The sequence below is a fragment of the Silicimonas algicola genome, assembly GCF_003148765.1.
In the GTDB taxonomy this organism is placed as follows: domain Bacteria; phylum Pseudomonadota; class Alphaproteobacteria; order Rhodobacterales; family Rhodobacteraceae; genus Silicimonas; species Silicimonas algicola.
On sequence record NZ_QGGV01000006.1, the window covers coordinates 134,680 to 147,714 of the forward strand.

11 protein-coding genes are annotated in these 13,035 nt (G+C 66.3%); 8 read left to right on the forward strand and 3 right to left on the reverse strand.

Going from position 1 to position 13,035, the window contains the following annotated elements; translation table 11 throughout:
- The first annotated feature begins 102 nt into the window (after window positions 1-102).
- Both C8D95_RS14065 and C8D95_RS14070 read left to right on the forward strand, forming a co-directional pair.
- Window positions 103-744, forward strand: a complete 642-nt coding sequence (locus C8D95_RS14065) for a histidine phosphatase family protein (RefSeq protein WP_109759822.1) — start codon at window positions 103-105, stop codon at window positions 742-744.
- A 13-nt stretch (window positions 745-757) separates the two neighbouring features.
- Window positions 758-1,366, forward strand: coding sequence for a glutathione S-transferase family protein (locus tag C8D95_RS14070; RefSeq protein ID WP_109759938.1), 609 nt, complete (start codon window positions 758-760; stop codon window positions 1,364-1,366).
- On the opposite strand, the gene C8D95_RS14075 is transcribed toward C8D95_RS14070, so the two are convergent.
- Entirely contained in the window at window positions 1,357-2,679 is a 1,323-nt protein-coding gene (locus tag C8D95_RS14075; protein ID WP_109759823.1) for a mechanosensitive ion channel family protein, read from the reverse strand. The genes C8D95_RS14070 and C8D95_RS14075 overlap by 10 nt on opposite strands.
- Window positions 2,680-2,795: 116 nt before the next feature.
- On the opposite strand from C8D95_RS14075, the gene C8D95_RS14080 reads away from it, so the two are divergent.
- Together C8D95_RS14080 and C8D95_RS14085 are read left to right on the forward strand one after the other, a co-directional pair.
- Window positions 2,796-3,761, forward strand: coding sequence for a DUF3179 domain-containing protein (locus tag C8D95_RS14080; RefSeq protein WP_109759824.1), 966 nt, complete (start codon window positions 2,796-2,798; stop codon window positions 3,759-3,761).
- A 91-nt stretch (window positions 3,762-3,852) separates the two neighbouring features.
- Entirely contained in the window at window positions 3,853-5,031 is a 1,179-nt protein-coding gene (locus C8D95_RS14085; RefSeq protein WP_109759825.1) for a lipase family protein, read from the forward strand.
- Here the strand turns inward: C8D95_RS14085 and carB are convergent.
- Window positions 5,028-8,357, reverse strand: coding sequence for a carbamoyl-phosphate synthase large subunit (carB, locus tag C8D95_RS14090; protein WP_109759826.1), 3,330 nt, complete (start codon window positions 8,355-8,357; stop codon window positions 5,028-5,030). The two genes, C8D95_RS14085 and carB, sit on opposite strands and share 4 nt — an antisense overlap.
- 36 nt (window positions 8,358-8,393) lie before the next feature.
- Window positions 8,394-9,536: a glycosyltransferase family 87 protein gene (locus C8D95_RS14095; protein WP_164721735.1), complete on the reverse strand. Its 1,143-nt coding sequence runs from the start codon at window positions 9,534-9,536 to the stop codon at window positions 8,394-8,396.
- Between the two features lie 254 nt (window positions 9,537-9,790).
- Between C8D95_RS14095 and C8D95_RS14100 the strand changes: the two genes are divergently transcribed.
- The 4 genes from C8D95_RS14100 (at window position 9,791) to C8D95_RS14115 (ending at window position 13,013) form a co-directional block, all read left to right on the forward strand.
- Window positions 9,791-10,435 (forward strand): CPBP family glutamic-type intramembrane protease, encoded by a 645-nt coding sequence (locus C8D95_RS14100; RefSeq protein WP_109759828.1) that lies wholly within the window; start codon window positions 9,791-9,793, stop codon window positions 10,433-10,435.
- A gap of 72 nt (window positions 10,436-10,507) precedes the next feature.
- Entirely contained in the window at window positions 10,508-11,911 is a 1,404-nt protein-coding gene (locus C8D95_RS14105; RefSeq protein ID WP_109759829.1) for a cytochrome ubiquinol oxidase subunit I, read from the forward strand.
- Window positions 11,911-12,918, forward strand: coding sequence for a cytochrome d ubiquinol oxidase subunit II (gene cydB / locus C8D95_RS14110; protein ID WP_109759939.1), 1,008 nt, complete (start codon window positions 11,911-11,913; stop codon window positions 12,916-12,918). The genes C8D95_RS14105 and cydB overlap by 1 nt, the downstream gene beginning before the upstream one ends.
- Window positions 12,918-13,013, forward strand: coding sequence for a DUF2474 family protein (locus C8D95_RS14115; protein ID WP_109759830.1), 96 nt, complete (start codon window positions 12,918-12,920; stop codon window positions 13,011-13,013). Before cydB ends, C8D95_RS14115 begins: the two co-directional genes overlap by 1 nt.
- The last annotated feature ends 22 nt before the right edge of the window (window positions 13,014-13,035 follow it).

A 13,035-nucleotide genomic window follows, 5' to 3' on the forward strand; every position in this document is an offset into this window, starting at 1 on the left:
CCCCTATGGGGCAGCACGGAGGACGGAGAAGGATCGAGCGCGGCGGATTTGCGATTGCGCCCGCCCGTCCTGTTGCCTAGCCCTCGGAGCAGGGAGGACGGCATGGGCGAAATCATCCTGGTGCGTCACGGCCAGGCCAATTCGGGCGCGTTGACCGAGGCCGACTATGACCGGCTGAGCGACCTCGGTCACCGCCAGGCCGCGTGGCTGGGCGAGTGGATGCGCGAGAACGACTACGCGTTCGACCATGTCCTGGCCGGCACCATGCGACGGCACCGCGAGACGGCGGCGGCGATGAAGATCGCCCCCGACGAGGACGCGCGGCTGAACGAGCTGGACTACTACACCCTGAGCCAAAGCCTGCATGACCGAAGCGGCGAGCCCATGCCCACGGGCGACAGCTTCGCCGACCACATGCCCAAGGTCTTTGCCGCCTGGGCGGCGGCCGAGATCATCGGCGCCGAGACCTACGAGCGGTTCGAGACGCGGGTGGCCGAGCTTCTGACCGAGGCCGCGGTTCCCGGGCGGCGGCTGCTCTGCATCACCTCGGGCGGCGTCATCGGGATGATGCTGCGCCATGTCCTCGACCTCGACATGATGAAGATGAGCCGGGTCATGCTGCCGATCTGGAACACCTCTATCCACCGCCTTCACGTCCGCGACGGCGAGACGATCCTCGCCGGATACAACGCCATTCCGCACCTCGAGGCGCCCGAGCGCGCCGGGTCGCGGAGCTATTACTGAGGGATTTGCGATGCTGAAACTCTACTGCGCCCCCGTCACCATCTCGACCGCCGTCGTGTGCCTTCTGAACGAGGGCGCGGAATGGGAGCCGATCCGCGTCGATGTGCGCGGAGGCGAGCAGTCGCGGCCAGAGTATCTTCGGATCAATCCGAAGGGCCGGGTGCCGGTGCTGGTGACGCCGGAGGGTCTTCTGACCGAGACGGGCGCCGTCCTCGAATACATCGCCGAGACCGCGCTGCCCGACTTCATGCCGACGGATGCCTTCGGCAAGGCGCGGGTGCGCGAGGTGATGTTCTACCTCGCCTCGACGATGCACGTGAACCACGCGCACCTGCGCCGCGCGTCCCGGTGGGCCGACGACCCCGCCGCACAGGAGGCGATGTCGGCCAAGGTGCCCGAGACGATGCGCGCCTCGGCAGCCTACCTCGAGGGCGTCGTCGAGGGGCCGTTTCTTTTCGGCGACCGCCCGACGATCGCGGATTTCTATCTCTACACGCCGGTCTATTGGCTTGAAGGGGACAAGGTGGATGTCTCGGACTTCCCCAAGCTGGCCGCGTTCAAGGCCGCGATGGAGGGTCGTGCGTCGGTGAAGAGGGCCTGGGCGGACGGCTTCTATGGCTGAGCCTCGGACCGCGTGACGGCCAAGCTGTCGTTCAGCACCCTGACCTCGCGCTGAGGGAAAGGGATCGAGATGCCATTGGCCTTGAAGGTGTCCCAGAGGGCGAGGAAGACGTTGCCCCGGATGTTGGTCAGGCCGTCCGACGGATCTACGATCCAGAAGCGCAGGATGTAGTTCACCGAGCTGTCTCCGAAGCCGGTGATGTGGCAGACGGGCGGGCGCGAGGAGAGGACGCGGTTGACGCTCGCGGCCGCCTCGATCGCCAGTTTCCGCACCTTGTGGGGGTCGTCGTCGTAGCTGGTGCCGAAGTCGATGTCGATGCGGACGAAGTCGTTGGAATGCGACCAGTTCACCACCTGCCCGGTGATCAGATCCTCGTTCGGGATCAGATACTCCTTGCCGTCCCGCGTGGTGATCGAGACATAGCGCGCGCCAAGGGCGTTGATCCATCCGAAGGTGTCACCGATCGAGATGACGTCGCCCGGCTTGATCGACTTGTCGAGGAGGATGATGACCCCCGAGACGAGGTTCGAGACCACCTTCTGGAGGCCGAATCCGAGGCCGACGCCGATGGCGCCGGACAGGACGGCGAGGCCCGTCAGGTCGACCCCGACGAACTTGAGGCCGATGAAGAAGGCCGCGCCGAAGAGGAGGATCTGGAGGATCTTGACCGCCAGCACCTGCATCGAAGGCGAGATGTCGTCGTTCGCGCGGATGCGGTTCGCCGTGGTCTGGCTGATGAGCCGGGCGAGGGTGAAGAGGACGGCGATGGCCGCCGCGGCCTGGATCACCGTCAGGATCGAGAGGTGGAAGTCGCCGATGTCGATGGCGAGGCTGTCGAGAAGCCGCGACGCCTCGTCCGCGACGCCGAGGTAGTAGAGCGTCACGAAGATCCACAGCGCCCAGGACACGATGCGGCGGAGAAGCTCGTTGCGAACAAGGCGCGCCGCCAGACCCACGAGGAGGATGGCAATCGCGATGGTGCCCACGAGCTCGAGCAGGAAGCGGCGCGAGGGGAAGGGGTTGATCTCGGCCATGATGCGCGCGGCGATCCACACGAAAAGCGTGAAGGCCATGAGGAAAATGCGTCGGCGGATCAGAAGAAGCCAGCGCAGTTGCCACTTCGGCCTGCCTTCGAGCGTGTGCATCCATGCGTTGAAATGCGGCTTGATCCAGCGCGAGACGCCCCAGGCGAAGGCGATACAGACGACGAGAATCCCGATCTGGTAAAGCCGCGAGGGCTGCAGCAGCAGCCGACCCTGGAGCAGGGCCTGGTTCCAGAGGTCGGCGAGCTGCGTCCAGAGATCCGCGTCCATGCCTCAGAATGGCGTCCGGTCGAGGCTGGTGCAAGGCGGGCGAGGTCTCACCGAGGCGTGACCTCGGCCTTGGTGGGTCCGTGGTATGGGTGACCTCGGGAAGAGGAGGTCCGGGGATGCATCGCCGCGCTGTGCTGTCCTGTCTTGTTTTTCTGTGTCTGGCGGGAGGTCGAGCCGGTGCCGATCCGGAGTTCTGGAAGTCCGAGTGGCCACGGACGGATTTCGGGCGCACCGCCGTGGAGAGTTGGGTCGAGATCCAGTCGGGCGGACCGCCGCGGGACGGGATCCCGGCTCTCGACGCGCCGGGCTTCGTGAAAGTCGCGGCAAAGCGGGGGATCGAGGATCGGGAGCCGGTGATCGCTCTCGAGGTCGAAGGCGAAACGCCCCGCGCCTATCCCGTGCGCTACCTGATGTGGCACGAGATCGTCAACGACACTGTGGGTGGGATGCCTGTGGCGGTGACGTTCTGCCCGCTGTGCAATTCCGGCATCGTGTTCGACCGGCGCGTGGGTGGGCGCGTGCTGTCCTTCGGGGTGACGGGGAAGCTGCGCAATTCGGACATGGTGATGTACGACCGGGAGACCGAAAGCTGGTGGCAGCAGGCCACGGGCGAGGGGATCGTGGGCGAGATGACCGGGCGCGACCTGCGGCCCCTGCCGTCGTGGATGGAAAGCTGGGACGAGTTTCGTATGCGAAACCCGGACGCACTGGTGATGGCCGAGCCCGCCTCGGGGCGATCCTACGGGCGAAACCCTTATGTTTCCTACGATTCCGCCGCGCGGCCGTTTCTCTATTCGGGGGAGTTGCCGCCGCATGGCATAAACCCCTTGGCCCGCGTGGTTCGCGTCGGCGAGCGTGCCTGGCCGGTGGAGCGGATCCGGCGCGAGGGTCAGGTGACGGAGGCGGGCGTGACGATCTCGTGGTCTCAGGGTCAGGCGTCGGCGCTGGACGCGGCGCGGATCGGCGAAGGGCGAGAGGTCGGCACGATCCGGGTGCGGGACGGCTCGGGGGCGGACGTGGCGCATGATGTTCTCTTCGCCTTCCATGCGTTCTGGCCGGAGGGGCGGTGGATGCTGCGATGAGGGCCTTCGGTATCGCGTCGGTATCACGTCGGTATTGCGTCGGTGCGGGACACGAGCCGAGACTGTCCTGAAACGGTGACCGGAGGCTGGCATGAGACGATGGCTCGGGGGTGTGGCGGCGGCGCTGACGGTTCTGATCGTGACCGTCTGGATCGTGGCGCTGCCCTCCCGTCCGGATGGGTTCTACCGCGCGGGTGACGGTGAGCCGGGACCTCCGGGACGCCTGATCGCGGCGGAGGCTTTCACCCGAGGTGTCCCCGAGGGCGCGCGGGGCTGGCGCATCCTCTACACGACGACGCGGGGCGACGGGTCGCCGGCGGTGGCGAGCGCGGTGATCGTGGCGCCGGAGGGCGCGGAGGGTCAGGTGCCGGTCGTTGCCTATGCCCACGGCACCACCGGCGTCGCGGCGGGCTGCGCGCCGTCGATGTTCGACAATCCCTTCCCGAACGTGCCGGGCTTTCCCGCACTTCTCGACGAAGGCTGGGCCTATGTGGCGACGGACTATGTCGGCCTGGGGACAGGGGGCGGGCACCGCTACCTCGACGGACCCGACGCGGCGCGGGCGGTGCTCGACTCGGTCCGGGCGGCCCGGACCTTGGCCGAAGCGCCCCTTGGCGGCCCCGTGGCGGTCTGGGGCCATTCGCAGGGCGGTCACTCGGCGCTCTGGACGGCGCAGATTGTGCGCGACTATGCGCCCGACCTCGATCTGGCGGGCGTGGCCGCGATCTCGCCGGCCAGCGACCTGCCCGCGCTTCTGGCGGCGGCGGGCCATTCGATCTTCGGCACGATCATCCAGGCCTACCTCGTGGCGGGGTACGACCGCGCCTATCCCGACATCGACGCCTGGGGTCACGTCGACTGGAGGGTGCAGCCGCTCGTCCGCGACATGGCGCGGCGCTGCATCGAGTTTCCCGACATCTGGATGTCCATCGCCGAGGCCGGGCTGATCCCGGAACGGGGGGTCTTCGCGCGTTTGCCGGGAGAGGGCGCCTTCGGGGACCGGCTGAGGATGAACGTGCCTCGCGGACCCTTTCCGGTGCCGCTTCTTGTCGGTCACGGGGGGCGCGACGACCTTGTCCTGCCGGAGGTGCAGGACGGCTATGTCGCGAGCCTCTGCGCGGCGGGCGAGGCCGTGGACTATCGGACCTATCCGGAGGAGGACCACGTCTCGGTCGTGCAGCCGGTCTCGCCGCTGACCGCCGAGCTGATCGGCTGGACGCGGGCGCGGTTCGCGGGCGAGGCCTTTTCAGGCACCTGCCCGCCGCCCTAGCCCTGAAGCGGCCTCACCGTCATCTCGCCTTCGGCCCGGCTGACCATCGCCAGCGCCGCGGCGTGGGCGGCGGCGGCCGTGGTGAAGTAGGGGATCTTGTCCATCAGCGTCACGTTGCGCATGGACCGCGAGTCCTCGATGGCCTGCGTGCCCTCGGTGGTGTTCATCACGAGATCGACCTCGCCGTCCTTCATCACGTCGACGATGGTGCGTCCACCCTCGTAGCCCTTGTTGACGATGTCGGACGAGATGCCGTTCTCGTTCAGGAATTTCGCCGTCCCGCGCGTGGCGAGGATCTTGAGGCCGAGCCCGGTCAGCATCCGCGCGGTCTCGACCAGCATGGACGTCTTGTCGGAGTCCTTGATCGAGATGAAGACCGTGCCGCGTTCGGGCAGGACGGTTCCGGCACCTAGCTGCGCCTTGAGGAAGGCGCGCGCGAAGGTGCGGTCCCAGCCCATGACCTCGCCGGTGGAACGCATCTCGGGGCCGAGGAGGGTATCCACGCCGGGGAAGCGGGCGAAGGGCAGGACGGCTTCCTTGACGCTGAACCAGGGCGTGCGGAAGTCGGACAGGGCCATCGGGTCGGACATCGGGATCACGGTATCCTCGTCCACCTGAACATGCGGCGGAGAGGCGGGGAAGGCCGAGAGCTTTTCGCCCGCCATGAGCCGCGCCGCGATGGAGGCGATGGCGCTGTCGGTCGCCTTGGCGACGAAGGGCACTGTGCGCGAGGCGCGGGGGTTCACCTCGATCAGGTAGATGTCGTCGCCCTTGATCGCGAACTGGATGTTCATCAGCCCGACGACGTGCAGCTCGCGCGCCAGCGCCTTTGTCTGGACGATCAACTCGTCGATGATGGCCTTCGGCAGCGTGTGAGGCGGGAGCGAGCAGGCGCTGTCGCCGGAATGGACGCCGGCTTCCTCGATGTGCTCCATGATGCCCGCGACGTGAACGGCCTCGCCGTCGCAGAGCGCGTCCACGTCGACCTCCGTCGCGCCGTCGAGGTAGCGGTCGAGAAGGACGGGGCTGTCGCCCGAGACGACGACCGCGTCGCGGATGTAGCGGCGCAGGTTGTCCATGTCGCGCACGATCTCCATCGCGCGGCCGCCAAGGACGTAGGACGGGCGGATGACCAGCGGGAAGCCGATCTCGGCTGCGATTTCCAACGCCTGCTCGTCGGACCGCGCGATGCCGTTGTGCGGCTGCTTCAGGCCGAGCCGGTTGACGAGGTCCTGGAACCGCTCGCGGTCCTCGGCGAGGTCGATGGCGTCGGGCGTGGTTCCGAGGATCGGGATGCCGGCGTCGTGGAGCGCGTTGGCGAGTTTGAGCGGTGTCTGGCCGCCGAACTGGACGATGACGCCGTGGAGCGTGCCGTTCTGCTGCTCGACGCGCAGGATCTCCATGACGTGCTCGAAGGTCAGCGGCTCGAAATAGAGCCGGTCCGAGGTGTCGTAGTCGGTCGAGACCGTCTCCGGGTTGCAGTTGACCATGATGGTCTCGTAACCCACGTCCGAAAGCGCGAAACAGGCGTGGCAGCAGCAGTAGTCGAACTCGATCCCCTGGCCGATGCGGTTCGGGCCGCCGCCGAGGATGACGACCTTGGTCTTGCCCGACGGCCGCGCCTCGCATTCGACCTCGCCCATCATGGGGACCTCGTAGGTCGAGTACATGTAGGGCGTCTGGGCCTCGAACTCGGCCGCGCAGGTGTCGATGCGCTTGAAGACCGCGATGACGCCCAGGTCGAGCCGCGCCTTGCGGACCTGCTCCTCGGTCTTGCCCGTCAGCGTGGCGAGGCGGGCGTCGGTGAAGCCCATCATCTTGAGGTGTCTCAGACCCGTCTCGGTCGCAGGCAGGCCCTCGGCCCGGACGGCATCCTCGGTCTCTACGATCTCGCGGATGCGGGCGAGGAACCAGGGGTCGAAGGCCGTGACGGCGTTGATGTCGTCGTCCGACAGCCCGTGGCGCATCGCCTGCGCGATGGTGCGCATCCGGTCGGGCGTCTGCTTCGACAGCGCGGCGGTGATCGCGGCCTTGTCGGGCGCGCCGGGGATGTCGACCTCGTCAAAGCCGGTCAGCCCGGTCTCGAGCGAGGCCAGCGCCTTCTGCACGCTTTCGTGGAAGGTGCGGCCGATGGCCATCGCCTCGCCCACCGACTTCATCGCGGTGGTGAGTTCGGGCTTGGCGCCGGGAAACTTCTCGAAGGCGAAGCGCGGGATCTTGGTCACGACATAGTCGATGGTCGGCTCGAACGAGGCGGGCGTGACCTTGGTTATGTCGTTGTCGAGTTCGTCGAGGGTGAAACCGACGGCGAGCTTCGCGGCGATCTTGGCGATGGGAAAGCCCGTGGCCTTAGACGCCAGCGCCGAGGAGCGCGACACGCGGGGGTTCATCTCGATCACGATCATGCGGCCGTCGGCGGGGTTCACGGCCCACTGGACGTTCGATCCGCCCGTCTCGACCCCGATCTCGCGCAGGACGGCGATCGAGGCCGTGCGCATGGCCTGGTATTCCTTGTCGGTCAGCGTCAGCGCAGGGGCGACGGTGATCGAGTCGCCGGTGTGGACGCCCATCGGGTCGATGTTCTCGATCGAGCAGACGATGATGGCGTTATCCGCGCGGTCGCGAACCACCTCCATCTCGAACTCCTTCCAGCCGAGAAGGCTTTCGTCGATCAGGATCTGGGCGACGGGCGAGGCCTCGAGCCCGCGGCGGCAGGTCTCGAAGTATTCGTCGCGGTTGTAGGCGACGCCGCCGCCGGTGCCGCCGAGGGTGTAGGCGGGGCGGATGATCGCGGGCAGGCCGACTTCCTCGAGTGCCTCCATCGCGGCTTCGAGGCCCTTGGCGATGTCGTAGCGGCCTTGCGAGATCTTCGGCGCCGAGACGATGGCGGCCTTGGGGTTCTCGAGCCCGATGCGGTCCATCGCCTCGCGGAAGAGCTTGCGGTCCTCGGCCATCTCGATGGCCTCGCGCTTGGCGCCGATCATCTCGACGCCGTATTTCGCCAGCACGCCCATCTCCTCGAGCGCAAGCGAGGTGTTGAGCCCGGTCTGCCCGCCCATGGTCGGCAGAAGGGCGTCGGGGCGTTCCTTCTCGATGATCTTGGCCACGACCTCGGGGGTGATCGGCTCGATGTAGGTCGCGTCGGCCAGACCCGGGTCGGTCATGATGGTGGCGGGGTTCGAGTTGACGAGGATGACGCGGTAGCCTTCCTCGCGGAGCGCCTTGCAGGCCTGCGCGCCGGAATAGTCGAACTCGCAGGCCTGACCGATGACGATGGGACCGGCTCCAATGATCATGATCGACTGGATGTCGGTTCTCTTCGGCATCGGCCGATCCCCCATAGGTCACGCAAATTGTCGGCGTTATAGGGATTGGGGTCCGAGGTGCAAGGGGCGTTTGGGTGGGAGGGCTGCGACCCACAAGCACAGCGCTCCCAAGGCGCAGACGGCAAGGAACGCGACTTCGTGCCCTCCGGGATGCATGATCGTCAGTCCCAACGACGGATAGACGTAAGGCGAACGAAGTACGAAGGTCAGAAGGACCTGAAGCGGGACAACACCCCAGGGCGATACGTAGCCATAAAGCGCCGGCAGAAAGACCAGCGCAGGGATCAGGTGGTATACCCATGTCAGCGGAGACACGACGGCGACTGCGATGATCGCGGCCGGCCAGAAGAAGGGCGCGCGGGTTCCCCGACGCCACGCCAGCCACGACACGCCGAGCACGACCGTCATCTGCAGCACGACGTCGAAGATCCGCCAGGCGGGCGTCTTCAGCATGACGTGCCACCCGATCTTCAGCCCCGTCTCTTCGGTGCTGAAGCGAGTCAACTCATCCCAGTACAGGTGCCTCGCGATCATGGGATCGAAGGAATAGTTGGCAAGTGTATAGAGCACGCTGCCAGAGATGGCGCGAATCTCGTTCAGGAAGGCGGCGTGCATCGGCCATCCGGCGACGGCTATGGAAAGAAGTCCCAGCGCACAGCCCATGAGCGCGAATGAGGTGAACGCCCGCCGCTCGCCTCCCGCAAGCCAGAAGACGGCGAAAAGCACCGGATAGAGCTTGAGAGAGGCGGCAAGCGCCATTGCTGCGCCTCCTGCAATGGGGGCGCCACGGGTGGTACGCTCGATCCCGAGGAGAATGAGGAAGCTCACGAGGATCTGAGGCTGATTTTCATCGAGCGCCAACATGAAGGGAAGGGTCACGCTCGCGGTCGGCCACGCCAGAAGCAGGTAAAGGCGACGCGGGATGGCGAGCTGCGTGATACGGGGAACGAGGACGACCATTGCGGCGATCATCGAAAGATTTGCTGCCGCCATGAACAATCCGAAGGACTTGAAGGTCGAAATTGCGACGACCTTGGACATGACCCAGGCCCAGAGCGGGGGATAGATGAACGGGTACACCGCCGTTTCCCGTCCTTCCGCGACGACGGTGTCGATCCACGGCTGAGGCGGGCGCATCGTGAAGAGGCCGTCCGACCCCCGGTAGATCAGTTCGGGCACCGAACCGTCGTTCCAGAAGTTCCCAGCCAACCACAAGGCAAGCAGGTCTGAAGAAGACGGGAACCCAATGCTTGCTACGAGCGTAGCCGCAATCGCGATCAGGATCGCAACTTCAGAGCGCGTGTAGTCCATGTGCCTGCGAGCCTGCTCTTCTTCCTTGTTCGCGCGCGCAGGTTATGCAGGGTCGAAGGCGGAACAATGGCCGTGGGCGTGCGAGGAAGGGGCGAGTTGTGAAATCGCAACAAGACGGACCGATGTCCCCGCCGATCCGCCTGCATATCGAGTTCGCCCTGCTATATCTTGCGGCCCCCGCCGTGATGGCGGTCGCGGTGCCTCCGGGGTGGCTGTTTCCGGTGCTGGGCGTCTTCAGTCTTCTCAGTATCGCCCTTCTTCTCGTCACGCCCAGCTTCCACCTGCTAGAGCTTGTGGAGGGCTGGCGGCGGGTTTCGCTTCGTCTCGTTCTGGGCGTCGCGGTGGTGACGGCGGGGGTCGGCAGCGCCGTCGTGCTCGCCACGGCGCCTGGCTCCTTCCTGGGCCTCGTCCGTGGCAATCCGGGGCTGATGCTGATGATCGCGGCGCTTTACCCGCTCGTGTCGGCCTTGCCGCAGGAGCTGGTCTACCGCGCGCTGTTCTTCGGCCGCTATGTCGCGATCCTGCCGCGCGAAGCGGGACCGGCGGTGCTTTTGAACGCGGCTGTCTTTTCCTTCGCGCATCTGATGTACTGGAGCTGGATCGTCCTGGGGATGACCTTCGCGGGCGGATTGCTCTTTGGCTGGAGCCACAGGGTCCGCCGCAACTTCCCCGAGGCGGTCGTTGTCCATGCGGTGGCGGGCATCGTCTTGTTCGCCGTGGGGATGGGGGCCTATTTCTACTCGGGCAACGTGCGCCGCCCGTTCTGACCTGCGACAGCGCGTCCGGTGGCGGCGCGCGCAAAGGCGCCTACCTTCTGTTCCAACCAACAGGGGTCGCCCATGCTGGCCGGTTATACCGCCGAGACACTTGCCCGCCTCCAGTTCGCGTTCACGGTGTCGTTCCACATCGTCTTTCCCGCGTTCTCGATCGGGCTGGCGTCCTACCTTGCCGTGCTGAACGGGCTGTGGCTCTGGACGCGCGACCGGGTCTACCTGACGCTCTTCGACTTCTGGAAGGCAATCTTCGCCATCGCCTTCGGGATGGGCGTCGTCTCGGGCATCGTGATGTCCTACCAGTTCGGGACCAACTGGTCCGTCTTCTCGGACCGCACGGGGCCGGTGCTGGGGCCGCTGATGGCCTACGAGGTGCTGACCGCCTTCTTCCTCGAGGCCGGCTTCCTGGGGATCATGCTGTTCGGCCGAAAGCGCGTGGGCGACGGGCTGCACATGATGGCGACGGGGATGGTGGCCGTCGGCACTCTGGTGTCGGCGACCTGGATCCTGTCGGTCAACTCGTGGATGCACACGCCGCAGGGGTTCGGGATGAACGACGTCGGGCAGTTCATCCCGCTCGACTGGTGGGCGATCATCTTCAACCCGTCCTTCCCCTATCGCCTGACACACATGGTGCTTGCGGCCTACCTGACGACGGCCTTCGTGGTGGGAGCGGTGGGCGCATGGCACCTGCTCAGGACGCCGGGGCGGAGGTCGGCGCTGGTCATGTTCTCGATGGCGATGTGGATGGCGACGCTGGTGACGCCCTTGCAGATCCTCGCGGGCGACATGCACGGGCTGAACACGCTCGAGCATCAGCCCGCCAAGGTCATGGCGATGGAAGGCCATTTCGAAAGCCATCCCGACGGCGCGCCGCTGATCCTGTTCGGGCTGGTGAACGAGGACGAGAAGCGGATCGACTATTCGATCGAGATTCCGAAGCTGTCCTCGCTGATCCTGAAGCACCACCTCGACGCTCCTCTCGACGGGCTGGACACCATCCCCGACGACGAGGAGCCACCGGTTTCCATCGTGTTCTATACGTTCCGCGTAATGGTCGCCCTTGGCTTCGCCATGCTGGGGATCGGGCTGTGGAGCCTCTGGGCGCGGTGGCGCGGCGGTCTGGGCGAGGCGACGTGGCTTCAGCGCGCGGCCGTCGTCATGGGGCCTGCGGGATTCATAGCGGTGCTGGCGGGATGGATCACGACCGAGGTTGGACGCCAGCCCTGGACGGTCTACGGGCTGATGCGGACGTCCGAGTCGCTGTCGCCCATCGATGCGCCGGCCGTGGCCTCGTCGCTTGTCGCCTTCATCATCGTCTACTTCTTCGTCTTCGGCGCTGGCATCTATTACATCCTGCGGCTGATGGACAAGGGGCCGGGACAGGCGAAGGTCGAGGGGCCGACGCGGACGGCGGGCACCACGCCCGCGCAGCAGGTTCAGGACGAACGGCCGGAGATGCAGCAATGATGTTCGGATACGAGCTTTCCTTCCTCTGGGCCGGGCTCATCGCCTTCGCCGTGCTGACCTATGTCGTGCTCGACGGCTTCGACCTGGGGATCGGCATCCTGTTTCCGTTCTATCCCAACGAGAAGCACCGCGACGTGATGATGAATTCGGTCGCCCCGGTCTGGGACGGCAACGAGACCTGGCTGGTCCTGGGCGGGGGCGGGCTGATGGCGGTCTTTCCCCTGGCCTATGCCGTGGTGATGCCGGCGCTCTACATGCCGATCATCCTGATGCTGCTCGCGCTTGTCTTCCGGGGCGTGTCCTTCGAGTTCCGCTGGAAGACGACGCGGTGGCGCGGGGTGTGGGACATCGCTTTCTTCGGCGGCTCGCTGATTGCGGCGCTGTCTCAGGGCATCGCGCTTGGCGCGCTGGTGCAGGGCATCGAGGTCGAGAACCGCGCCTATGCGGGCGGCTGGTGGGACTGGCTGACGCCGTTCTCGCTGATGACGGGTGTCGCGGTGGCGACGGGATACGCGCTTCTGGGCGCGACGTGGATCATCATGAAGACCGAGGGCACGGTCGCCGACCGGATGCGGCGGCACGCGCTTCAGCTTGGCGCAGCGACGCTGGTCTTCATCGGGATCGTCAGCCTCTGGACGCCGTTCCAGGACCGCGTCTACTTCGAGCGCTGGTTCACCGGCGCGACGTGGTACTGGTCGGTGATCGTGCCGGTCCTGATGGCGGCGGCGGCCTTCGTCCTGTGGCGCGGCATCGCCTATCGCCACGACGTGACGCCGTTCCTCGCGTCGCTGTCGATCTTCGTGCTGTCCTTCGTCGGCATCGGGGTCAGCTTCTATCCGATGATCGTGCCACCCTCCCTTACCATCGTCGAGGCGGCGGCGCCCGAGTCCTCGCTGCGCTTCGCGCTGGTGGGCGCGCTGATCCTGATCCCGATCATCCTGATCTATACCGCCTATTCCTATTGGGTGTTCCGCGGCAAGATCGACCCGGACGAGGGCTATCACTGATGGCGCGGCGGCTTCTGTGGTTCGCGGCGCTCTGGATCGCGGGCGTGGCCGCGCTTGGCGTCGTGGCGCTTCTGATCCGCGCCGCGATCTACTGACCGCCGCCTTGACTTCCGCGCC